This window comes from Arthrobacter glacialis, assembly GCF_002909415.1.
Taxonomy (GTDB): Bacteria; Actinomycetota; Actinomycetes; order Actinomycetales; family Micrococcaceae; genus Specibacter; species Specibacter glacialis.
This window is the reverse complement of sequence record NZ_PPXB01000010.1, coordinates 42436-64081: the sequence shown is the minus strand read 5'-3', so window position 1 is coordinate 64081 and position 21646 is coordinate 42436. Positions and strand designations below refer to the sequence as shown.

Sequence of the window (21646 nt, the reverse complement as noted above, 5' to 3'; positions counted from 1 at the left end):
GTTTGGCGGCTTGTGTGCGGTTGTAGAACCGCACACAAGCCGCCAAACCGCCAGCAAGGCGTTGTCCGGAGATCTGGGCCGTGTCACGGTGGCTGTTTAGCGGATAGCAAGGGGTAGGTCTTAAGCTGTTCTGGTGAGCCTGACCCAAAACAGCGTTGATTCTTCCGCCCCCACAAGCAACACAGCCAACACCGCCGTCGAGAGTACAACCGACGCTGCCGGACACCCCCGGACCTACCAGGTGCGCACTTACGGCTGCCAAATGAACGTCCATGACTCCGAGCGCATGGCCGGGTTGCTGGAAACTGCCGGTCTGGTGGCTGTGGAGGAAGCCGGACCGGGGCGAATTCTTGACGCCAACGGTGACGCGGTGCCTGACGTAGTGGTGTTCAACACTTGTGCAGTGCGTGAAAACGCCGACAACAAGCTCTACGGCAACTTGGGCATGTTGGCCCACATCAAGGAGATCAACCCGGGCATGCAAATCGCCGTGGGCGGCTGCTTGGCTCAGAAGGACCGGGACACCATCCAAAAGCGTGCCCCGTGGGTTGATGTGGTGTTTGGCACCCACAATGTGGGCGCGCTGCCAGTGCTGCTGGAGCGGGCACGCCACAACGCCGACGCAGAAATGGAGATCCTGGAGTCGCTGGAAGTCTTCCCTTCAACCCTCCCTACTAGGCGCGACGCCGTTTACTCCGGTTGGGTGAGCATCTCTGTGGGCTGCAACAACACCTGCACTTTCTGCATTGTGCCGTCCCTGCGCGGCAAGGAACGTGACCGCCGTCCGGGCGAGATTCTTGCCGAGGTTCAGGCGTTGGTGGACGACGGCGCCATTGAGGTGACGCTGTTGGGCCAGAACGTGAATTCCTACGGTGTTGAATTTGGCGACCGGCTGGCATTTGGCAAGCTGCTGCGCGCCTGCGGGCAGATCAAGGGTTTGGAGCGCCTCCGCTTCACCAGCCCGCACCCGGCGGCCTTCACCGACGACGTCATTGCCGCCATGGCGGCAACACCCAACGTCATGCCCCAGCTGCATATGCCCCTGCAGTCGGGCTCGGACAAGGTTCTCAAGGACATGCGCCGTTCCTACCGCTCGGCAAAGTTCCTGGGCATTTTGGACAAGGTCCGCGAACAAATACCCAACGCGGCCATCTCCACTGACATAATTGTTGGCTTCCCCGGCGAGACGGAAGAGGATTTCTTGGCAACGCTGGATGTGGTGGAGAAGTCACGTTTTGCCACGGCGTTCACATACCAATACTCACAGCGGCCCGGCACCCCAGCGGCAGACCTTCCCGACCAGCTGCCCAAGGAAGTCGTCCAGGAACGCTTCCTGCGACTCACAGCCTTGCAGGACAGGATTTCTGCCGAGGAAAATGCTGCCCAGATTGGCCGCGAGGTGGAGGTCATGGTGACCGCCACCTCCGGTCGCAAAGCTGCCCAGACCAACCGACTCTCCGGCCGTGCAAAAGATCAGCGCCTGGTCCACTTCAGCGTTCCCGAAGGGGCGCCAACACCCCGCCCCGGGGATCTTGTCACCGTCACCATCACCGCGGCTGCTTCGTTCCATGTGGTGGCCGACCCCGCAACAGCTGCCGACTACTCCCTGCGCCGTTCGCGCGCAGGGGATGCTTGGGACCTGGCCCAGGCTGAGTCCTGCGGTGTTCCCACGCCAGGAGCGGCCAGCGGCGCCCGGCCCAAGGTCAGCTTGGGCATGCCGTCCCTGCAGGTTCGCACAGCGTGAACGTGAACGCAGCAGCGTTGCCGGTTGTCGCCGTCGTCGGCCCAACAGGTTCGGGGAAGTCCGAGCTGGCCCTGCAGTTGGCCGAACGCTTTGACGGGGAGGCCATCAACGCCGATTCCATGCAGTTCTACCGGGGCATGAACATTGGCACCGCGAAACTGCCGTTGGAGCAGCGCCGCGGGATTCCGCACCATCTGATGGATTTTTTGACGGTGCGTGAAGACACCACCGTGGCTACTTTTCAGGACCTGGCCCGGGCAGCCATTGCCGGTGTCCGCTCCCGCGGCAAACTGCCTATTCTGGTGGGCGGATCCGGGCTTTATGTTCGGGCAGCCCTGGATGTGCTGGAATTCCCCGGCACCGACCCTGCTGTGCGGTCGGCGTTGGAGGCGGAACTGGAACGTACGGGCCTGGCCATGCTGGCCGCCCGACTCGCTACGGTGGATCCCATCTCCGCAGCGCGCATCAGCGACGCTAAACGGGTGGTGCGGGCCTTGGAAGTCCATGAGCTGACGGGCCGGCCGTTTAGTTCGTTCATGCCCGAGCGTGAGTACTTTTCGCCGGCCGTGCAGATCGGTCTCAATGGCGACCGCGCCGAACTCCATCAGCGCCTTGCCAGCCGTGTCCACGGCATGGTTGCCGAGGGCCTGCTCAATGAGGTTCAAGCGCTCATTCCACAAGGGCTGCGTGAGGGGCGCACTGCCCACAAAGCGCTGGGCTACCAGCAGTTCCTGCAGGTCCTAGACGGCGACTCCTCGGTGGCTGCGGCCAGCGAGGAAACCATTGTGGCAACACGGCAATTTGCCCGCCGCCAGCTGACCTGGTTCCGGGCCGATCCCCGCGTCCAGTGGCTGGATTGGGCCCAGACGGACTTGGGCACGGCCGCGGCCCAGCTAGTGGCCCGGACCATTCAGGGCTGATCGGCTTCGGCGGTGTACGCCTTTTGTTCGGCGCGGAACGCAGGGTGCTTTAGTCTTAATCCATGACTGAAGCCACCACTTCCCTGACAGGCATGCGCTTTTCCAAAGGCCATGGAACCGGCAACGACTTTGTCTTGATGGCCGATCCCGACGGCTTGCGCGAACTCACACCGGAGCAGATTGCCGTACTGTGCGATCGCCACCGCGGGATTGGTGGCGACGGATTGATCCGTGCCGTGCGGTCCAAGCATGTCAGCGACGGCGCCGCACTGTTGGCCGCCCACCCGGACGCCGAGTGGTTCATGGACTACAACAACGGTGATGGGACGCGCTCGGAAATGTGCGGCAACGGGGTGCGCGTCTTTGTCCATTTCCTGCTGTCCCAAGGCCTTGTGACCCTGGCGCCTGGCGAAGAGCTCACCATTGGCACCCGGGCCGGCATCAAAGTGGTGTCGCGGACCGCCAACGGATACCGGGTGGACATGGGTCCCTGGGACTTCATTTTTCCCGAGCAAGCAGCACAAGGCGGCTCCGATTCCGTGGTGTCCGCTGCAGGCCTGGAAGTGGACCGCCCGGCTCTTTCCATCAACATGGGCAATCCGCACACCGTGGTGGCTCTGGCAGACTTGAGCGAGCTGGCCGGCACCAAACTCGGCGAGGCCCCGATAGTTGTCCCGGCACCCCCGTACGGAACCAACGTTGAGTTTGTGGTGCCGGCCGAGCCCTTGGTGAGGGACGACGTCGGACACATCAGCATGCGCGTCCACGAGCGTGGGGTGGGGGAGACGTTCTCCTGTGGCACGGGAGCGTGCGCGGCCGCCGCAGCCATCCGGTTCTGGGCAGGCGCCGAGGCCCCCGACGTCTGGACGGTTGCGGTGCCCGGCGGCGAGGTGGGAGTGCGGTTCTTCCCCGGCGCCGAGGGCAGAGAGCATGTTGAACTGAGCGGCCCAGCCGTGATCGTCGCCGAGGGCGTCATCGCGGACGGCATGGGCTAAGGCCCTCCCGCAAGCAGCAGCACTCAACGAAAGAGGCCGTGCCCATCATGGGCGCGGCCTCTTTCGTGCAACAGCGTCTTGGAACTACGGATTGGTGCGGGTAACCCGCAGAATTCTGAACGCCTTGTTGGTCGAGTCACGGGCCACGGTGAATCCGGCGTCGGGGAACTGTTCGGTGAGCTCGGTGGTCAGCCAACGCTGCAAGGAGTCCGAACCCAAGTTCTTTTGAACCACCAAGTAGGCGATGCCATTGTGTGCCAAGCGGGGAAGCCACATCAGCAGAATGGAATGGAGCTCCGACTTGCCCACGCGGATGGGCGGGTTGGACCAGATGGTGTTGAAGCGCACATCCGGATCAACGGCCTCCGGGGTGGAGGCGTGGACGTTGCCCAGGTCAAGAGACTTGGCGTTGTCATTGGTCAGCTCGATGGAGCGCTCATTGACGTCAACGGCGTAGACGGTTGCTTCGGGGGAGTGCAGTGCAAGGCTCAAGGCGATGGGGCCCCAGCCGCAGCCAATGTCCAGCAAGTTCCCTTCCGTGGCGGGCGGCGGCGCCTCGGAGAGCAAAATGGTGGTGCCCTTGTCCACTCCGTCCGGGCTGAAAATTCCCCCGGCTGTTTGTAGTTGACGTTTTTCGCCGGCCAACACCACGCTGAGCGGTCGCCGCTTCATCGGAGTTGACGGTTGTGAACTGAAATAGTGCTCTGCACCCTGAGTACCCATAGTCATGCAAGATTAGTGCGAATTCGCGAGATTGTGAATCTAGGCGCGCCTAAGCGCCGTCGGGAGCGGGAACCGGCTTATCCACAAGCTCTGGGCGGAAAAGGTGTGAGTGTGGGCGGCCGCGACTAAGATTGAAGATAAGCGTCTATGAGGAGAATATGTCCAACGCATCTGCACACACTGGTTCCGACGATCACAAGCTGCCCGACGGCGGCAAGAACGGGACGCCTTCGCAAGAGTCCGGCCAGGGCGGCACGGATCTATCCGTTGCCGAAATTGAAGCCGTAATTGACCGGATCTTGGCGAAGGACGCGGCAACAAGCCGTGCTGTGCGTGCCGACAGCGACCTGGACGCACAGGATCCCCACGGCGGCACTCCGGCCACCCGACCCTTGGGAGGGCAGGCCCAGGCGGTGTCCACCTTGGACTTCCAACACAGCAGCTTTGATGGTGCCCAGGAAGAGCTTGCCGAGCGTAACGCCCTGCGCCGCCGGTCCGGGCTGTCCACGGAACTTGAAGACGTCACAGAGGTGGAATACCGCCAGCTGCGATTGGAGCGGGTTGTCTTGGCCGGCCTGTGGTCCCAGGGCACCATGGCCGACGCCGAGAATTCCTTGCGCGAGCTGGCGGCACTGGCCGAAACAGCCGGCTCCGAGGTTTTGGATGGCATGGTGCAGCGACGTGCCAAGCCGGACCCGGCCACCTATCTTGGTACAGGCAAGGCCCAGGAGCTCAAGGAAATTGTCCAAGCCACAGGCGCGGACACGGTGATCATTGACGGGGATCTGGCCCCGTCCCAGCGGCGCACCCTGGAAGAAGTTGTCAAGGTCAAGGTCATTGACAGGACGGCGTTGATCCTGGACATCTTCGCCCAGCACGCCAAATCCCGTGAAGGCCGCGCCCAGGTGGAGCTGGCCCAAATGGAATACCTGCTGCCGCGCCTGCGCGGCTGGGGCGAATCCATGTCCCGCCAGGCTGGTGGGCGGGTGGGTGCCGCCGGTGGCGGTATTGGTTCCCGTGGCCCGGGTGAAACCAAGATGGAGCTCGACAGGCGCAAAATCCGCACCAAGATGGCCAAGCTGCGCCGCGAGATTGCCGCGATGAAGCCGGCTCGCGACACCAAACGCGCCAACCGCAAGCGCAACAATGTGCCCTCCGTGGCCATTGCCGGCTACACCAATGCCGGAAAGTCTTCCCTGCTGAACCGTCTCACCGACGCTGGGGTGCTGGTGGAAAACGCCTTGTTCGCCACCTTGGACCCCACGGTGCGCAAGACCGAAACAGCCGATGGCCTGGGTTACACCCTGGTGGATACCGTGGGTTTTGTGCGGTCGCTGCCCACCCAATTGGTGGAGGCTTTCCGCTCCACCTTGGAAGAGGTGGCTGATGCGGATTTGATCTTGCACATTGTGGACGCCTCCCACCCCGATCCTGAGGGCCAGATTGCTGCCGTGCGGACAGTCTTCGCTGAAGTGGAAGCCCTGCAGATTCCTGAGCTGATCATCTTGAACAAGGTGGATATTGCTGACCCGTTTGTGGTGGAACGTCTGCGCCAGCACGAGGCCAACACTGTGGTGGTTTCCGCCCGAACCGGGCAAGGCATCGATGAGCTGCTCCAAGCCATCAGCGAAGCAATTCCACACCCCAGCGTCACCTTGACTCTGCTCATCCCGTACGACCGAGGCGATGTTTTGAACAAGCTGCACCGCTCCGACGCGGAAATCATCACGCTGGAGCATGGCGAGCACGGAACTGTGGCCCACGTCCGGGTCCGCGAAGATCTGGCAGCTGAGGTTGAACCGTTTGTCCAACATGGCTGACACTGAATTCTCGCAACAAGCACTGGAACTTCTGGACCGGGCTGTTGAAGCCATGGGCGGCCAGCGCCGTGACGGCCAGCATGAGATGGTGCGCCGCGTGGTGGACGCCATTGAAAGTGGCGACCACCTGCTGGTGCAGGCAGGGACTGGCACCGGAAAGTCGCTGGCCTATCTGATCCCGCTGATTGTCAATGCCCTCACCAGTGACAAACCGGCAGTGGTGGCCACGGCCACCTTGGCGTTGCAGGCCCAGATCGTGGGCCGCGATGTGCCGCGCCTTTTGGCTGCCCTGGAACCTGTTTTGCCGCGCGCCATTGATGTTGCCCTGGTCAAGGGCCGCAGCAATTACGTGTGCAAGCAAAAACTAGGCGGCGGTTTCCCCTCCGAGGACACCGGCGAAGGGGCCTTGTTTACCCTGGGTGAAGATTCTTCCGTCACTCACCTGCCGGGCGCAACCACTGGCCCCACCTCCGCGCTGGGGCGTGAAGTGGTGCGTCTGCGTGAGTGGGCACAGGACACCGAGACGGGCGACAGGGACGAGCTGATCCCCGGAGTTACCGACAAGGCGTGGCGGCAGGTGTCGGTCACCTCCATGGAATGTCTGGGGGCGCAAAAGTGTCCACTGGCCACAGAATGCTTCTCGGAACTGGCTCGCGCCCGCGGCGCCGAGGCTGACATCGTGGTGACAAACCACGCCATGCTGGCCATCAGCGCGTTTGAAGGCATTGCTGTTCTGCCCGACTACGACGTGGTGGTGGTGGATGAGGCCCATGAATTGCAGGACCGGGTCACTGGTGCCGTCACCGGGCAGTTGTCGGTGCAAATGGTGCAGGCAGCTGCCTCCAGCACCCGCAAACACACGGCGGTTTCCGTTGACGCAATTCACGCCAGCGCTGCAGCGCTTGACCTGGCCTTCGCCGGCACGGCCGAGGGCCTGCTGCCCAATGGTCTGAATCAAACTCAAAGCCAAGCGATTGAACAAGTGCGCGACGCCGTTCGGGCGGCACTCTCAGATTCCAAGCCCGAGGGCAATGCAGCCGTGGACGGTGGCCGTTCCATTGCCCGGGCCCGGCTGAACCTGATCTTTGACCTGTGCGAGCGGATGCTGGTCGCCGCTGAGGCGCGTGAGGTGGTGTGGGCCTCGCGGCCAGGAAGTTTCACCCCCGGCAAGGGCTACCAGAAGGCGGACGACGGCGAGCCGGCAGTCATCAACATCGCACCGCTCAGTGTGGCCATGAAACTGCGAGAGGGCCTGTTTGCTGACCGTACTGTGGTGCTGACGTCGGCAACGCTGGCCATTGGGGAGTCCTTTCAGGCAACAGCTGGCGGGCTCGGCCTGTTGGGCCCCAACGCACCCGCCTGGACAGGGGCCGACGTCGGCTCTCCCTTTGACTACCCCAAGCAAGGCATGCTCTATGTGGCAGCGCACCTGCAAAAACCCGGTTTTGGTATGTCATCCGAACAGCTCGATGAACTTGCTGCGCTGATCACCGCCGCCGGTGGCGGAACGTTGGCGTTGTTCTCCTCAAGGCGAGCAGCCGAGGATGCTGCGGAGAAACTGCGCAAGAAGCTTTCCGTCAAGATTCTTTGCCAAGGTGATTCCTCCATGGCCGGGCTCATCAAGGAATTCGCCGATGAACCCGACACCTGCCTGTTTGGCACCATGTCGCTGTGGCAAGGTGTTGACGTTCAGGGTGCCTCCTGCCGGCTGGTTGTCATCGACAGGATTCCGTTCCCGCGACCCGATGACCCCCTGGTGACAGCAAGGGCACGGGCTGTGGCACAAAGCGGCGGCGACGGATTCATCGCCATCTCCGCCACTCACGCAGCCGTGCGCCTGGCACAGGGCGTGGGGCGCCTGATCCGCTCAAGTGCCGACAGGGGAGTGGTGGCTGTACTCGATTCACGCCTGGCCAACGCCAGCTACGGCGGGTTCCTGCGCGCGGCCCTTCCGCCATTCTGGGCCACCAAGGACCGCGCCGTGGCTCTTGCCGCACTGAAGCGGCTCTCCGGGAAATAACGCCAAGGCCCAGGAACGGGTACTTTCCGGCTACGGTCACGCGAAAGGCACAGGCCCGGTATTTTCCGGCTGCTTCCCGACACGTCGGCCGCGGGCTGGGGCCACAAGAGCGAGGGACCCGCTGCGAGCTTGCGAGCGGTGGGAGCGCTTGGGGACTTTGGTGTCTCCTTGACGCAGCCTACGAAAATACCGGCGCCTGGGCCTTTCGCTGGTGTTGCTGGTGCGTGCGATGCGTGCACGCGTTGTTGGGAGCCGTCAGAGGCTGCGCAGTACTGATACAACCTTGCCCATGATGGTCGCGTGGTCGCCCAAGATGGGTTCGTAGCGCGTGTTCTGGGGCAAAAGCCAGGTGTGGCCGTCACGCTGGCGGAAGGTCTTCACCGTGGCTTCGTCCTCCAACAGGGCAGCCACAATGTCGCCGTTGTTGGCGGTGGGCTGTTGACGCACCACCACCCAGTCCCCATCGCAGATTGCCGCGTCGATCATTGAATCGCCTTGCACCTTAAGCATGAACAATTCTCCGCTGCCCACAATCTGGCGTGGCAACGGCATGATGTCATCCACGGACTGGTCGGCCAGTATGGGGCCACCAGCTGCAATGCGTCCCACAAGAGGAACAAATGCGGTGTCCGAGGAACTGCTCAGCTCAGCGAAGTTGAGTCCATTTGAGCTGCGCAACTTCGACGGGGCGCTGACCCCCTCAATCTCCACCTCGCCGTCGTCCAGAACCAGCGGGATCAAAACTTCCATGGCTCGGGGACGTTTGGGGTCACGACGCAAGTAGCCATGGCGCTCAAGCTGGGTCAACTGGTGCGTGACGCTGGAAAGGCTGGCCAGCCCCACGGAGTCGCCGATTTCACGCATGGAGGGTGGGTAGCCCTTGTCGGCAATGGAGCGCTGGATGCACTCGAGAATCTTTTTCTGCCGAACAGTGAGCCCCTTCATGCCAGCGCGACTGGGCGCTTGGGGGATGCGGTGCGGAGGTTCTTGAAGCGCCATGGTTCCGGGTCCTTTCGTGGCTGCCCTGAACAATGTCAGTGCCTGCTGGTGGACTGCATCTAGCGGCCAATCCTTGTAAACCAAGTTTAAGCCACAACAGGGGCAATATCAAACATTTGTTCTATCAACCCTTGGCAAGTGTCGTCTATAGGTGCTAAAACTGTACTAGTAGCAAATTCGAACATACGTTCTATCGAAGATATGAAGCATGGAATTTTGATCCAGTTGGCAGGTGTGGCCAAGGATCCAGATCCACGGTGAAAGGACGAGAAGTCATGAATGCAATGGTTATCTCTGCAGGAACTCTCAGCAGTACACCCAAGGCCTTGTTTGGCGGCGGCAATGTCAGTCCCCGGCACCATCAGGCGCAGCGGCAGGCCGCGCCTGCCAAGCTGACGTTGACGCGTCGAGGCCGGCTGGTGCTCCTTGGTGTCCCGGCCTTGGTGGCATCATCGATCCTGGTGTTCGTCGCCTTGGCGATTGTTTTCAGTACGTTGGCAAGCCCCGCCCATGCGGGCGTGGAACACCTGGCCGTCGACATGGACAGCTACGCCCATTCAGTGACAGTTCTCCAGGGCGACAGTCTGTGGAGCATCGCTGGCACCACCAATCCGAATCGTGACGTTCGTGAAGTGGTTCGGGAAATTGTTGCCCTGAATGAGTTGGGTACTGGTGTGCTTCAGGCAGGCCAGCGACTGTTCGTTCCCATCCCGAAGTAGAACACCTCCGGCTAGCAATCCTGCCAAGCTGGCTCCCGGAGCTCGGGCTGAAGTGTCCGCATGCTGTCACCGTTTCGGGATTTGGCATCCTTGTCAATTAAGCTGGAGCCATGGATCAGTTTGAACGTTTAGGTCAATTGCCACTCCGCGACGATCTGCGTGGACTGCATCCCTACGGCGCCCCGCAACTTGACGTTCCCATACTGTTGAACGTGAATGAAAATACCTTTGGCGTCCCGGCGGATGCCAAGGAAGCCATTCTGGCAGCCGTGGCAGCGGAACTTGAAGGCCTCAACAGGTACCCGGACAGGGAATTCACCACCCTTCGCCAGGAATTGGCGGCGTATTTGGGCCACGGCCTCAACGAAGACAACCTATGGGCCGCAAACGGTTCCAATGAAGTCCTGCAGCAAATCCTTCAGGCCTTTGGCGGTCCGGGACGCACCGCCATGGGATTCCCGCCCACATACTCCATGTACCCCCTGCTGGCCAGTGGCACAGGTACCGGCTATATCGCCGGATTGCGCGATCAGGACTACAGCTTGTCCGCGGCATCGGCGGCGGAACAGGTGAGTGCGGCCGCCCCGAACATCGTTTTCCTCTGTTCGCCGAACAACCCCACAGGAACGGCCCTCGGCCTTGAGGTGGTGGAGGCTGTTTATGAGGCAGGAGAAGCGTCACAGTGCATTGTCATTGTTGATGAAGCGTATGCAGAATTTGCCCACACAGGAACGCCCAGTGCCCTGAGCCTGCTTGAGGGCCGACCGCGCCTGGTGGTTTCACGGACCATGAGCAAGGCGTTTGCTTTGGCCGGCGCCCGCCTTGGCTATCTAGCGGCGGCGCCGGAAGTCGCTGACGCTCTCCGTTTGGTTCGGTTGCCCTATCACTTGTCGGCCATCACCCAGGCGACTGCCGTCGCGGCCCTGCGTACCTCAACATCCCTGTTGGCCAATGTGGAGGCTATTAAAGTCCAACGGGACAGGATAGTGACGGAACTGACAAATCTTGGCCTGACGCCGGCACCCTCGGATTCAAACTTTGTCTTCTTCGGCGGACTGGAAAATCCCCATGCAGTGTGGGAAGCCTTGTTGGCTGAGGGAGTGTTGATTCGCGACGTCGGAATTCCCGGGCACCTGCGCGTGACTGCCGGCACCGAAGCTGAAACAACGGCATTCCTCAGCGGCTTGCGCGCTATCCTGGCCAGCTAGTCACGCGTGAGGACAACGCTGCCAAACCGGGCACCGGAGGATTGGCAGCGGACTGTTTTGGGCATAATCATGCCTTCTCTCCTAAACTGGTGACATACAGTGAAAAGTTCGCGAGCCTAGCCCTGCCCTGCGCCTGCAGGGGCAAGAAGGCGCGGACAAAAACCAAAGGACTTGTGCAATGACTGAGAACAGCCCGCAGCCCGGCCAGGGACGCACAGCCCGTTTGGAGCGAGTAACCAGCGAGTCCAGCGTGCTGGTGGAAATCAACCTAGACGGTACCGGTGTTTCCACGATTGACACCTCAGTCCCGTTCTATGACCACATGCTGACGGCACTGTCCAAGCACTCGCTGATCGACATGAACATCAAGGCCACCGGTGACACGCACATTGACGCCCACCACACGGTGGAAGATGTGGCCATTTCCTTTGGTGAAGTTCTCAAGGAGGCCCTGGGAAACAAGGCGGGCATCCGCCGATTCGGCGAAGCCACCGTCCCGCTTGACGAGGCGTTGGCCAACGCAGTTGTCGATGTTTCCGGCCGCCCGTACCTGGTGCATGGCGGCGAGCCCGCAGGCCAGGAGTACCACTTGATCGGCGGTCACTTCACAGGTTCCCTGACCCGCCACGTCTTTGAAGCCATCACCTTGCACGCGCAAATCTGCCTGCACATGACTGTCATTGCCGGCCGCGATCCGCACCACATTGTTGAGGCACAGTTCAAGGCATTCGCCCGCGCCCTGCGTTCAGCCATTGAATCAGATCCCCGCGTCACAGGAATTCCATCCACGAAGGGCCTTTTGTGAGCTCCCAAGCCACCCCGTCAACAGTAGAAAACCAGCCCACAGTCACGGTCCTGGACTATGGTTCAGGCAATGTGCGCTCCGCCGTGCGGGCCCTTGAACGCGCCGGTGCCACGGTGAAACTCAGCGCCAAGCCCGAGGACGTGTTGACTGCCGATGGCCTGGTGGTTCCAGGCGTGGGTGCCTTTGGGTCTGTCATGAGCGAGCTCAAAAGCGTTGATGCGCTGCGAATGATCGGGCGCCGTGTGGCCGGAGGCCGTGCAGTGCTGGGCATTTGTGTGGGCATGCAGGTCCTTTTTGACGCAGGATTCGAACACGGTGTCCATGAAGAAGGCATGGGGGAGTGGCCCGGAACGGTTGAGCTCCTGCCAGCTCCTGTTGTCCCGCACATGGGCTGGAACACGGTTCAGGCAGCCGAAGGTTCCATGTTGTTTGAAGGTGTTGAAGACGAGCGCTTTTACTTTGTGCACTCCTACGGCGTGCAGAAATGGGACTTTGAGGTTCTCCAGCCCAAGATGCGCCCGCCCATGGTCACCTGGTCCGAGCACGGTGCGCCCTTCATTGCGGCCATTGAAAACGGCCCGCTGTGCGCAACCCAATTCCACCCGGAGAAGTCCGGCGATGCGGGTGCACGCCTGTTGCGCAATTGGGTCCTGTCACTAAACAAGGCGGCAAAATAATGTGGTCCTTGCTTTTGATGGGCCTGGCGGGGTTGCTCATTGGCGGCGCCTACACGTTTTACCAGCAGAAAACCGCTCGATGGATACCCATCAGTTTTGCCGTGTTGGCTGTCATGTCGCTGGTGGCCGCCTACATGTTCACTCAGTGAGTTCCGGCGTCTAGCCCGGCGCGCACACGCTCCACTCCACATTCGCAAGTACTAGTCACGTTGAGGACCCCATGACCACCCCCATTTTGGAATTGCTGCCCGCTGTCGACATTGTAGACGGACAGGCAGTTCGCCTGGTTCAGGGCGAGGCTGGCTCTGAAACCGGCTACGGTTCGCCTCTTGAGGCGGCCCTCAACTGGCAGAACGACGGCGCCGAGTGGGTTCACCTGGTGGACCTGGACGCAGCCTTTGGCCGCGGCTCCAACGTGCACTTGCTGCGCGAAATGGTGGCAGCCCTGGACATCAAGGTTGAGCTTTCCGGCGGACTCCGTGACGACGCCTCCTTGGAAGCTGCCTTGGAACTGGGTGTGGGCCGGGTGAACCTCGGCACGGCAGCACTGGAAAACCCCGAATGGACCGCCAGTGTCATCGAAAAGTTTGGTGACAAGATCGCCGTGGGCCTGGACGTCCGCGGCACCACCTTGGCAGGCCGCGGCTGGACCAGGGAAGGTGGCGACATCTGGGAAGTATTGGCCCGTTTGGAAGACGCCGGCTGTGCCCGGTACGTTGTCACGGACGTCACCAAGGACGGCACCCTGCGCGGCCCCAACGTTGAACTGCTGCGGGAAATGTGCACCCGCACCTCCAAGCCAGTGGTGGCCTCAGGAGGCATTTCCAGCCTTGAAGACCTGCGCGTCCTGCGCGAACTGGTGGGCGAAGGTGTTGAAGGCGCCATCATCGGCAAGGCTCTCTACTCCGGCCAGTTCACCTTGCCGCAGGCCCTAGACGTTGCAGGCCGCCGCTAATTCATGACTGAGATGCCCAAGAAACAGCTGCCTGGCCATATTGCCCAAGCCTTGGCCGGTGCCGGCGGATCCACGGATTCGGCCGGGCAGCCGTGGGCGGGGCGGGACCTGCCGGCGCAGGAAAAGTACCATAATTTTGACACCGACGACGGCGCCATGGACGCTGGTTTCGCCGCCGCCATGGAGGCGCTGGCCGACGGTGAGGGCACCGAGGCGCACGTCATTGCCGCCTTGGCGCAGGCCCGTGTCTTCATCCCCATTGTTGCCCAGCTCGCTGAGCAAACTGTGGGGGAGAACGGCCTGGTGACCGACAAAGAATCGGACATGGCCCTGGTGACCCTGCAAGGACCCGATGGTCGAGTGGTGTTGCCGGCGTTTACGCATGCCGAAGCTCTGACAAAATGGCACCCCGACGCTCGTCCCGTGGCTGTGTATGCAGCCCGCGCAGCGTTGTCAGCTGTGGCTGAGGAAGCACAGTTGATGGTGCTGGACCCCGGCTCGCCACGACCCTTTGTGATCCGCCGCCCGGCCATGTGGGCGCTTGCCCAGCAGCAAACATGGCTGCCCAGTTACGCTGACGCTGCAGTGCAAAACGTCTTGGCGCAATCTGTGTCGGCTCTTGGTAACAGTGCTGTGCTGGACATTTCCGCCAGCGTTGGCCAGGGCATAGAATCCCAGTGGGGCAATAAATCCACATCCCACAGCCAGTTGGTCAAGGGCGGTGGAACCGGCCCGGAACTGTGTGTCACCATCACGCTGCTGCCCGGGCTTGATCAGCATGCGGTGAACAGTCTGTTGGCCCAATTACAGGAGTATTGGGCTGCCAACGAGTACTTTGCCCACGCCGTTGATTCGATCCAAGTTCGTTTGCGCCACCCACACCCATGTACCTAAACCCTCCCAAGGCACCTTGACGCGCTCTTGTGATGGATCACAAGAGAGAAGTCACTACAGTGAATTTTGCCGCCTACCGCGAAGTCCTCGCGGTTGGATCCGTGCGCCGGCTGCTGATTATCGCCATGTTTGCGCGAATTCCCCACGCGGCGGCCGGTGTCCTGCTGACACTGCACGTGGTGCAATCCATGGAGCTCAGCTATGCCGCTGCAGGCTCCGTTGCCGCCGCCATCACCATAGGAATGGCCATCGGGGCGCCGTGGCGTGGCCGACTAGTGGATATTTATGGGCTGCGGCGAGCCCTGATTCCCTCTGTAGTGGCCGAGGCGGTCGTCTGGGGCACGGCGCCGTTCCTCAATTTTCAGCTGCTCGTGGTCGCGGCATTCATCGGCGGGCTCTTCGCTGTCCCCATTTTCTCGGTGGTCCGCCAGGCCCTGAGCGTCATGGTTCCCACCGAGCAGCGCCGCACTGCGTACGCACTTGATTCCATGGGCGGGGAAATTACCTTCATGATCGGTCCCGCCGCCGGCGTCATGTTAGCCACCAACAACACGGTGGTGGGTTTGATTATCATCGGCGTCAGTGCCTCCCTTGCGGGCATCTTCCTCATGTGGTTCAACCCGCCAACCCGGACGGGCCAAAAGGGCTCCTATGTGGCCGTCGACCGCGGCGGTGCCGAGCCGTTTGATGCTGTGGAAGATGCCAAAGCCCCCAATCTTTCCGGCAAGAACTTTGTCCTGCGCTTCTGGGGCACGTCCCGGCACAACCTTCGCTGGGTCAACATCGCCGTACTTGCCATTCTGGGCACCTCACTGGGTGCCGGACTGGTCCTGTCAGGGGTGAACGTGGGCATGGTTGCGCTGATGGAACACAACAACAGCACCAGCGACCTTAGCATTGTGTTCTTGTTCTGGTGCGGCGCCTCGATTCTGGGCGGCATCGTCTACGGTGCCCTCAAGAAATCCGTCAACCCCTTGTGGCTGCTCATGGCCATGGCGGTGCTTGTCATCCCCATGGGTTTCGCCACCAACGCATGGACATTGGGCCTGCTGTCCATCCTGCCAGGCTTGTTGTGCGCTCCGGTGCTGACCTCCAGCGCCGAGCATATTGCGGATCTAGTGACGGAGAAACGGCGCGGCGAGGCCATGGGCATGTACGGCTCCTCAATGACCATTGGCAGCGCCATGGGTTCCCCGTTTGCCGGCGCCATGATCGATGACATTGGCCCCTGGGCAGGTTTTGCGATAGTGGGTTTGATGTGTGCTGTTCTGGCCGTACTTGGCTTGATCGCCATGTCCATCTATCGCCGTCGAAGTGCATGCAGGGTGCGGCCGGTGACCGACGAACCACGCGTTGTCATGGGTGTTGAGCCAAGCCTGGAGAAGGGGGCCCCGGATGGATTGGCTACCGGCCGTCCTGGTAAGGCGACGGACGTTGATGACACACGCGGCCCCAGCAGCCGGGACGACTCCGAGGAACTGCTGGGTGAACCAGATGCCGTCTAGCGTTGAGCGCCCCATTAACGTCGAGCGGGCAGTAGTTGTTGATGTTTTAGAAAAACATCAACAACTACTGCCCGTTCGATGTGTAGAAGGCGTGGGGATTAGTTAACCGCTCCGGTGTACTTTTCGCCCGGACCCTTGCCCGGGGCGTCCTGAATGGTGGAGGCCTCACGGAACGCGAGTTGCAGTGAACGCAGGCCGTCACGCAACGGTCCGGCGTGCTGGCTGCCAATCTCCGGTGCGGCTGCCGTGACAAAACCGGCCAGCGCAGTGATCAGCTTGCGGGCTTCGTCCAGATCCTTGAGTTCTTCGGCGTCAGGTCCTGCTGCCAAGCCGCACTTAACTGCTGCTGCACTCATGAGGTGAACGGCCGCCGTCGTAATGACTTCGATGGCCGGAACTTCGGCGATGTCACGCACCGCGGAGGCAGTCTGTACGTCGTTGAGACCCTCTTCCGGGGCGGGCTGAAAAGTGTTGCGGGTGTCCGAATTATTATCTGAGCTACTCATACTGCTAAGCTTGTCATAGACCGACTCGATGCTGTTATTTCTTCTTGTCCAAACGACGCAAGTCACAGGCCAAAAAGAAGCAGTTGCTTCGAGTTTGCAAGTGGAGTCCTCTCCCACCTTTCGACCCAATTTTGGCGTTGTCTGGTTCAGGTCGGTGCTTCGCCCCTGGGGTGAAGTGAGGCAAACCCCTTTATTGTTGGGTTGCCGCACCGATTATTCGAGGCCTCCATTGCATCAGCAAATTGGGGGCCTTCTCCGTTGCTGATGGTACTCACCTTTTCTTATGCAACAGGAGCTACACATTAGCGAGCCACGCATCAATGATCGAATCCGCGTCCCAGAGGTGCGGTTGGTAGGGCCAGCAGGCGAACAGGTTGGGGTCGTCCGCATTGAGGATGCCCTTCGTCTTGCCGCTGAGTCAGACTTGGATCTGGTTGAGGTAGCGCCGACGGCTAAGCCGCCGGTGTGCAAACTGATGGACTTCGGTAAGTACAAGTACGAGGCCGCCGTCAAGGCCCGTGAAGCACGGAAGAACCAGACGAACACTGTTCTGAAGGAAATCCGCTTCCGCCTCAAGATCGACACCCATGACTACGAGACAAAGCGCGGACATGCGCTGAAGTTCCTCGGTGCCGGTGACAAGGTCAAGGCCATGATCCAGTTCCGTGGACGTGAGCAGCAGCGCCCCGAAATGGGCATCCGCTTGCTCCAGAAGTTCGCCGCAGATGTTGCCGAGGTCGGCATCATCGAGTCGAGCCCGCGCATTGACGGCCGCAACATGGTCATGGTCATTGGTCCGTTGAAGAACAAGGCTGAAGCGAAGGCTGAAGCCCGACGCAACCAGCAGCGTGCCGACGCCAAGGCTCACAACGAGGCAGTGGCCAACGGCACAGCCCGTGTTGATGTAGACCGCGACAACAAGGCACCCATGACTCAGTCCCTGGCTGATCTGCTGCCCGAGGGCCTCCGCTTGAACGAAGAGGTTCCCGCCGCCGAAGCAGTTCAGGCACCTGTTGCCGAAGCCGCTGACGCTGTTGTCGAGACCGCAGCCGTTGTTGAAGCACCGGCCGCAGTGGTGGCCCCCGCAGCAAGTGCGCCTGTAGCTGTGTCAGCTCCCGCCGTCGCACCTGTTGCAAAGGCTCCGGCCAAGTCTGCAGCTCCGAAGGCGGCCGCCGCTAAGGCTCCTGTTGCCAAGGCGCCCGCTGCAAAGGTTGCTGCCAAGGCTCCTGCAGCCAAGCCGACCGTCGCCCCCAAGCCTGTTGCTGCGCCGAAGCCGGTAGTTGCAAGGCCGATTCCGATGCCCAAGCCCATGGCTAAGCCGGTTATCGCCAAGCCTGCAGCCAAGCCTGCCGCGAAGACAGCAACAAAAACGGCCGCAAAGCCCGCCTCTGCAAAGAGCGAGCCTGCAGCCGAAACCCCCAGCTCAGCTGAATAAGGTTCCTCCTTTTCAGCGGTGAATACACCCACACAGTGACCCAACCAGTCGCTGCAAGAGAACCACAGGCAGCGCCGGTGGATACGTAAGGAGACAGGTCCTCATGCCTAAAATGAAGACACACAGTGGTGCAAAGAAGCGATTCAAGCTCACCGGTTCCGGTAAGCTCGTTCGCCAGCAGGCTAACCGCCGCCACTACTTGGAGCACAAGCCTTCCAGCTTGAAGCGTCGCCTGAAGGGTGACCTCCTGGTCGCCAAGGCTGATGTCCGCAACATCAAGAAGATGCTCGGCATCTAATTTCGCAAGTCAATCGGTGTGATTCCCAGTTCCGGGACTAACACCATTCATCAAAGCCTTCCCTGGCATGATTGGCTTGGGATCTTTAAACTTGAAGGAGTACGCACGTGGCACGTGTGAAGAGGGCTGTAAACGCCCACAAAAAGCGTCGGGTTATTCTTGAGCGCGCAAAGGGTTACCGCGGACAGCGTTCACGCTTGTACCGTAAGGCCAAAGAGCAGCTGCTGCACTCGTTTGTGTACAGCTACGGTGACCGCCGCAAGCGTAAGGGTGACTTCCGTCGCCTGTGGATCCAGCGTATCAACGCTGCGTCACGCGCCAACGGCCTGACCTACAACCGTTTGATCCAGGGCCTGAAGGCTGCTGCGATTGAAGTTGACCGTCGTATGCTGGCAGACCTGGCCGTCAACGACGCCGCTGCTTTCGCTGCACTGGTGAACATCGCCAAGGCTGCACTGCCTGCAGATACTTCTGCACCGGTAGCCAAGTAATTCCAGTTTTGCCTCAAGGCACTTTTTGAGTTCCTTGTTCCTGCTCAGTGACTGATAAAGTCCTAAGCATGATTGAATCCGGGCGCCCACCAGTAGAAGCAATGACCAATCCTCGAGCAGATCGGGTGCGGGACGTTGCCAAGCTGGTTGGGCGCTCGGGTCGTTTAAAGCGCCGCCAGTTCCTGGCCGAGGGTCCGCAGAGCGTCCGCGAGGCTTTGAAGGCACACAGTGAATGCCTGGCAGCCGGCGGAAGCCCCGTGGTTGAGGCCCTCTACGCCACGGTTGAATGCCTGAAGCGTTACCCGGAACTCCTGGAGGCGGCTTCCACGCCGGGAACCCGTTTGCAGGTTCGAATTGCCAGCGAAATGGTGCTCTCCGCCATGACAGACACCGTGACCCCGCAGGGCGTTGTGGCTGTTTGCAACTTTGTTGACGTCCCGCTGGACGCAGTGCTGGCGTCCAAGCCGAAGTTGATAGCCATGCTGTGCCAGGTCCGCGACCCGGGCAATGCCGGCACCGTGCTGCGCGCAGCAGACGCCGCCGGCGCCGACGCGGTAATCTTCTCGCACTCAAGTGTTGATATCTACAATCCCAAGGCTGTGCGGGCCACAGCTGGTTCGCTGTTCCACCTTCCCGTGGTGCTGGGTGCCGATGTGGCTGAGGTGGTGGCTGCTGCCAAGGCTGCGGGCGTTGGTGTGCTGGCTGCCGATGGTTACGGCCACCTGAACCTTGACCTGTTGCAGGATGAAAGTGCTGCCCGCGCCTTCGACCAACAAATTCCCGACTCCAGCTACGCCCTAGAGGATCCCACCCTGTGGCTCTTTGGTAATGAAGCCCAGGGCTTGGCAGGGGAGGAGAAGGCACTGGCTGACCACAGAGTGGCTGTGCCCGTGTATGGCGAGGCTGAGTCCTTGAATCTGGGCACGGCGGCAACCGTCTGCTTGTACGCCAGCGCCCGAGCCCAGCGCCGCGCGGGCTAACAGTCGGCGTGGCCCACGTCCGTTGGGGACCGGCGTTCGCCACCTCCAGGTGATGATGGCGGCGGTTGGTCTGGCGTGCAGCGGGCACACTCTGGGCTTTCCCGTAGTGGGCAAGGTGCCCGTGGAGGCTTAAGTTGCAGGCCTGCACGGAGGTGAGGGGAACCCACTGTCTCGCACTAACGTGGTACGAGGGCAATCGCCGCTGCATTAGTGGCCAATTTGTCCATTGCTGGCATGAGGTTCATTGCCCATGGCCGGGAACGCTTCGTCGCCGCCCTTATCGTCGCCATTGCCTTGGCGAGCCGCTCGAAGTATGCGGCCATCGTTCTGGCGTCAGCAAGACCATCCACCTTGAGACCATGCACGTCGGCTCTGAAGAACTGCTTGGCGCGGCGAAAATTGCTGTGGACGCCTCGGAGAACGTGGCTGGAATTGCTATGGCCATTGACGACGCCGAGAAGCGCGTGCGTGCCGCCGTCCCGATTGCGAAGGTCATCTACTTGGAGCCGACATCCACTCCTGCGCTCCCGCGGTGAAGCCCCAAGGTTCTTAAACAACTGGCCCGCAGAAAACGCCGAAAATTCAGCTTTTCAACCTCATTTTCGGCGTTTTCTGCGGGCCAGTTGGATTTGGGTTTGCTAGTTGTCCTTGTGGGCCTTGGCTCCTACTTTGTCCAGCAGGCCGCTGAGGAGGGCGATGGCCAAGCCCAGCACCGCCAATGCGGCACCCACCATGGCCGGGGCCGTGAAGCCCCAACCCCAGGTGATCACCAGGCCGCCCACAAAGGCTCCCAGGGCATTCGCCATGTTCAGGGCTGAGTGGTTCAACGAGGAAGCCAGTGTTGGGGCGCCCGGTGAAACGTCTAGCAAACGGGTTTGCAGGGACGGCACCAGCATGGCCCCGGAGGCGCCGATGACGAAGATCATGACCAAGGCCAGCCACTGAATGTGCACTGTCAGGGAGTAAATCATCAGTACTGCGGCAATGAACGCCATCATGGTGTAGATGCTTCCCATGACCGACCAGTCGGCCAGCCGTCCACCAACGTAGTTGCCAGCCACCATGCCCAGCCCGTACAGGCCAACAATGACCGGCAGGAAGTCGGAGGCGAAACCTGCAACGTCGGTCATGGTGTTGGCAACATAGGTGTACACGGCGAAGAAGCCGCCGAACCCAACAACACCCACTAACAGCGTCAACCACACCTGGCCACGACGCAGGGCGCTGAGTTCGTTGCGGAGGCTGGCGTCGGGATGGGCTTTTTGGTGCGGCACAAACATGGCCATGCAAATCATGGTGATGACACCAATGGCCCCCACCATGACGAAGAGCCAGCGCCACCCAAATTGCTGGCCCACAAACGTGGCCAGCGGCACGCCCAGCACGTTCGCCACGGACAGGCCCATCATGACCATGGAGATGGCGCGGCCGCGCTTGGTGGGTGCCACCAGGGAGGCTGCCAGCACCGCTGCCACACCGAAGAAGGCGCCGTGGGGCAAGCCGGCAATGAAGCGTGTGATCAGCAGTGTCGTGTAGTCCTGGGCCAGCACCGAGAGCAGGTTGCCCACAGTGAACAGGGCCATCAAGCCCAGGGCCAGGGCCTTGCGGGGCATTTTCGCCCCAATGGCCACCAGCACCGGCGCACCCACCACCACGCCCAGGGCGTAGGCGGAAATGACGTGTCCGGCTTCCGGCACACTGACGCCAACTCCTTCGGCAACATCGGGCAGCAGGCCCATCATGGCAAATTCGGTGGTGCCGATGCCAAACCCGCCAATGGCAAGGGAGAGAATGGCCAAAGCCACAGCGTTGGGTGTAATTGCCTTGGGGGGCCGGGCGTTTTTGATCAGTGTCATCTGGTAACTTTCGCAAAGTGGTTTTCCACGATTGCCGCGCTGCGCTGGGCGGCCGGGCCGGCGCCTGGTTGCTTCGGCGGCACGGTGAGGGCAGGT

Annotated in this window: 22 protein-coding genes; 18 read left to right on the top strand and 4 right to left on the bottom strand. The window is 61.3% G+C overall.

Features of this window, described 5'->3' with window-relative positions; genetic code table 11:
• Positions 1-133 precede the first annotated feature (133 nt).
• The 3 genes from miaB to dapF all read left to right on the top strand — a co-directional run bounded on the left by miaB (position 134) and on the right by dapF (position 3659).
• The gene (miaB, locus tag CVS28_RS13010) at positions 134-1744 is read left to right on the top strand and encodes a tRNA (N6-isopentenyl adenosine(37)-C2)-methylthiotransferase MiaB (protein ID WP_423716404.1); all 1611 of its coding nucleotides are present in this window, start codon (positions 134-136) and stop codon (positions 1742-1744) included.
• Positions 1741-2664 (top strand): tRNA (adenosine(37)-N6)-dimethylallyltransferase MiaA, encoded by a 924-nt coding sequence (gene miaA, locus CVS28_RS13005; RefSeq protein WP_103481792.1) that lies wholly within the window; start codon positions 1741-1743, stop codon positions 2662-2664. The genes miaB and miaA overlap by 4 nt, the downstream gene beginning before the upstream one ends.
• 62 nt (positions 2665-2726) lie before the next feature.
• Positions 2727-3659 carry a diaminopimelate epimerase gene (gene dapF, locus CVS28_RS13000; protein ID WP_103481791.1) on the top strand — a complete coding sequence of 311 codons (933 nt, stop codon included), beginning with the start codon at positions 2727-2729 and terminating at the stop codon, positions 3657-3659.
• Between the two features lie 84 nt (positions 3660-3743).
• On the opposite strand, the gene CVS28_RS12995 is transcribed toward dapF, so the two are convergent.
• Positions 3744-4331 (bottom strand): class I SAM-dependent methyltransferase, encoded by a 588-nt coding sequence (locus tag CVS28_RS12995; protein ID WP_243399881.1) that lies wholly within the window; start codon positions 4329-4331, stop codon positions 3744-3746.
• 209 nt (positions 4332-4540) lie between these two features.
• Here CVS28_RS12995 and hflX point away from each other — a divergent pair, with 209 nt between their 5' ends.
• Both hflX and CVS28_RS12985 read left to right on the top strand, forming a co-directional pair.
• Complete coding sequence (gene hflX, locus CVS28_RS12990; RefSeq protein WP_103466406.1) at positions 4541-6202, top strand: GTPase HflX; 1662 nt, start codon at positions 4541-4543, stop codon at positions 6200-6202.
• Positions 6195-8222, top strand: a complete 2028-nt coding sequence (locus CVS28_RS12985; RefSeq protein ID WP_103481789.1) for an ATP-dependent DNA helicase — start codon at positions 6195-6197, stop codon at positions 8220-8222. Before hflX ends, CVS28_RS12985 begins: the two co-directional genes overlap by 8 nt.
• A gap of 255 nt (positions 8223-8477) precedes the next feature.
• Here CVS28_RS12985 and lexA read toward each other — a convergent pair whose 3' ends face one another.
• The gene (gene lexA, locus CVS28_RS12980; protein WP_103466410.1) at positions 8478-9221 is read right to left on the bottom strand and encodes a transcriptional repressor LexA; all 744 of its coding nucleotides are present in this window, start codon (positions 9219-9221) and stop codon (positions 8478-8480) included.
• 275 nt (positions 9222-9496) lie between these two features.
• Between lexA and CVS28_RS12975 the strand changes: the two genes are divergently transcribed.
• From CVS28_RS12975 to CVS28_RS12945, 8 genes are all read left to right on the top strand, one after another.
• On the top strand, positions 9497-9940 hold the full coding sequence (locus CVS28_RS12975; RefSeq protein WP_243399880.1) for a LysM peptidoglycan-binding domain-containing protein: 444 nt from the start codon (positions 9497-9499) through the stop codon (positions 9938-9940).
• Between the two features lie 110 nt (positions 9941-10050).
• Complete coding sequence (locus CVS28_RS12970; RefSeq protein WP_103481788.1) at positions 10051-11148, top strand: histidinol-phosphate transaminase; 1098 nt, start codon at positions 10051-10053, stop codon at positions 11146-11148.
• A gap of 178 nt (positions 11149-11326) precedes the next feature.
• Complete coding sequence (hisB, locus tag CVS28_RS12965; RefSeq protein ID WP_103466414.1) at positions 11327-11953, top strand: imidazoleglycerol-phosphate dehydratase HisB; 627 nt, start codon at positions 11327-11329, stop codon at positions 11951-11953.
• A complete protein-coding gene (gene hisH / locus CVS28_RS12960; protein WP_243399879.1) occupies positions 11950-12630 on the top strand; it encodes an imidazole glycerol phosphate synthase subunit HisH in 681 nt (226 codons plus the stop codon). Before hisB ends, hisH begins: the two co-directional genes overlap by 4 nt.
• Entirely contained in the window at positions 12630-12779 is a 150-nt protein-coding gene (locus tag CVS28_RS19750) for a hypothetical protein (RefSeq protein ID WP_165788152.1), read from the top strand. Before hisH ends, CVS28_RS19750 begins: the two co-directional genes overlap by 1 nt.
• 71 nt (positions 12780-12850) lie before the next feature.
• A complete protein-coding gene (gene priA / locus CVS28_RS12955) occupies positions 12851-13585 on the top strand; it encodes a bifunctional 1-(5-phosphoribosyl)-5-((5-phosphoribosylamino)methylideneamino)imidazole-4-carboxamide isomerase/phosphoribosylanthranilate isomerase PriA (RefSeq protein WP_103481786.1) in 735 nt (244 codons plus the stop codon).
• Between the two features lie 3 nt (positions 13586-13588).
• Positions 13589-14479 (top strand): SseB family protein, encoded by an 891-nt coding sequence (locus tag CVS28_RS12950; RefSeq protein ID WP_103481785.1) that lies wholly within the window; start codon positions 13589-13591, stop codon positions 14477-14479.
• A 32-nt stretch (positions 14480-14511) separates the two neighbouring features.
• Positions 14512-15984: an MFS transporter gene (locus CVS28_RS12945; RefSeq protein WP_341476409.1), complete on the top strand. Its 1473-nt coding sequence runs from the start codon at positions 14512-14514 to the stop codon at positions 15982-15984.
• Between the two features lie 98 nt (positions 15985-16082).
• Here the strand turns inward: CVS28_RS12945 and CVS28_RS12940 are convergent, their stop codons facing one another.
• Positions 16083-16490, bottom strand: coding sequence for a DUF1844 domain-containing protein (locus tag CVS28_RS12940; RefSeq protein ID WP_103466424.1), 408 nt, complete (start codon positions 16488-16490; stop codon positions 16083-16085).
• A gap of 283 nt (positions 16491-16773) precedes the next feature.
• Here CVS28_RS12940 and infC point away from each other — a divergent pair, with 283 nt between their 5' ends.
• From infC to CVS28_RS19745, 5 genes are all read left to right on the top strand, one after another.
• Entirely contained in the window at positions 16774-17925 is a 1152-nt protein-coding gene (infC, locus tag CVS28_RS12935) for a translation initiation factor IF-3 (RefSeq protein WP_103481783.1), read from the top strand.
• 103 nt (positions 17926-18028) lie between these two features.
• A complete protein-coding gene (rpmI, locus tag CVS28_RS12930; RefSeq protein ID WP_103466427.1) occupies positions 18029-18223 on the top strand; it encodes a 50S ribosomal protein L35 in 195 nt (64 codons plus the stop codon).
• Positions 18224-18330: 107 nt separating this feature from the next.
• On the top strand, positions 18331-18714 hold the full coding sequence (rplT, locus tag CVS28_RS12925) for a 50S ribosomal protein L20 (RefSeq protein WP_103466429.1): 384 nt from the start codon (positions 18331-18333) through the stop codon (positions 18712-18714).
• A gap of 68 nt (positions 18715-18782) precedes the next feature.
• Entirely contained in the window at positions 18783-19694 is a 912-nt protein-coding gene (locus tag CVS28_RS12920) for a TrmH family RNA methyltransferase (protein ID WP_103466430.1), read from the top strand.
• 359 nt (positions 19695-20053) lie between these two features.
• Positions 20054-20230 carry a hypothetical protein gene (locus tag CVS28_RS19745; RefSeq protein ID WP_165788151.1) on the top strand — a complete coding sequence of 59 codons (177 nt, stop codon included), beginning with the start codon at positions 20054-20056 and terminating at the stop codon, positions 20228-20230.
• Positions 20231-20332: 102 nt separating this feature from the next.
• On the opposite strand, the gene CVS28_RS12910 is transcribed toward CVS28_RS19745, so the two are convergent.
• Positions 20333-21550 (bottom strand): MFS transporter, encoded by a 1218-nt coding sequence (locus CVS28_RS12910; RefSeq protein ID WP_103481782.1) that lies wholly within the window; start codon positions 21548-21550, stop codon positions 20333-20335.
• Positions 21551-21646 lie beyond the last annotated feature (96 nt).

Coding starts and splice junctions, on each gene's coding strand:
- CVS28_RS12920 (WP_103466430.1), top strand. CDS start 18,783: ATGATTGAATCCGGGCGCCCACCAGTAGAAGCAATGACCAATCCTCGA.
- hflX (WP_103466406.1), top strand. CDS start 4,541: ATGTCCAACGCATCTGCACACACTGGTTCCGACGATCACAAGCTGCCC.
- hisB (WP_103466414.1), top strand. CDS start 11,327: ATGACTGAGAACAGCCCGCAGCCCGGCCAGGGACGCACAGCCCGTTTG.
- infC (WP_103481783.1), top strand. CDS start 16,774: ATGCAACAGGAGCTACACATTAGCGAGCCACGCATCAATGATCGAATC.
- CVS28_RS12940 (WP_103466424.1), bottom strand. CDS start 16,490: ATGAGTAGCTCAGATAATAATTCGGACACCCGCAACACTTTTCAGCCC.
- dapF (WP_103481791.1), top strand. CDS start 2,727: ATGACTGAAGCCACCACTTCCCTGACAGGCATGCGCTTTTCCAAAGGC.
- CVS28_RS19750 (WP_165788152.1), top strand. CDS start 12,630: ATGTGGTCCTTGCTTTTGATGGGCCTGGCGGGGTTGCTCATTGGCGGC.
- CVS28_RS19745 (WP_165788151.1), top strand. CDS start 20,054: ATGCACGTCGGCTCTGAAGAACTGCTTGGCGCGGCGAAAATTGCTGTG.
- CVS28_RS12950 (WP_103481785.1), top strand. CDS start 13,589: ATGACTGAGATGCCCAAGAAACAGCTGCCTGGCCATATTGCCCAAGCC.
- CVS28_RS12910 (WP_103481782.1), bottom strand. CDS start 21,550: ATGACACTGATCAAAAACGCCCGGCCCCCCAAGGCAATTACACCCAAC.
- CVS28_RS12985 (WP_103481789.1), top strand. CDS start 6,195: ATGGCTGACACTGAATTCTCGCAACAAGCACTGGAACTTCTGGACCGG.
- lexA (WP_103466410.1), bottom strand. CDS start 9,221: ATGGCGCTTCAAGAACCTCCGCACCGCATCCCCCAAGCGCCCAGTCGC.
- rpmI (WP_103466427.1), top strand. CDS start 18,029: ATGCCTAAAATGAAGACACACAGTGGTGCAAAGAAGCGATTCAAGCTC.
- CVS28_RS12945 (WP_341476409.1), top strand. CDS start 14,512: ATGGATCACAAGAGAGAAGTCACTACAGTGAATTTTGCCGCCTACCGC.
- priA (WP_103481786.1), top strand. CDS start 12,851: ATGACCACCCCCATTTTGGAATTGCTGCCCGCTGTCGACATTGTAGAC.
- CVS28_RS12995 (WP_243399881.1), bottom strand. CDS start 4,331: ATGAAGCGGCGACCGCTCAGCGTGGTGTTGGCCGGCGAAAAACGTCAA.
- CVS28_RS12975 (WP_243399880.1), top strand. CDS start 9,497: ATGAATGCAATGGTTATCTCTGCAGGAACTCTCAGCAGTACACCCAAG.
- CVS28_RS12970 (WP_103481788.1), top strand. CDS start 10,051: ATGGATCAGTTTGAACGTTTAGGTCAATTGCCACTCCGCGACGATCTG.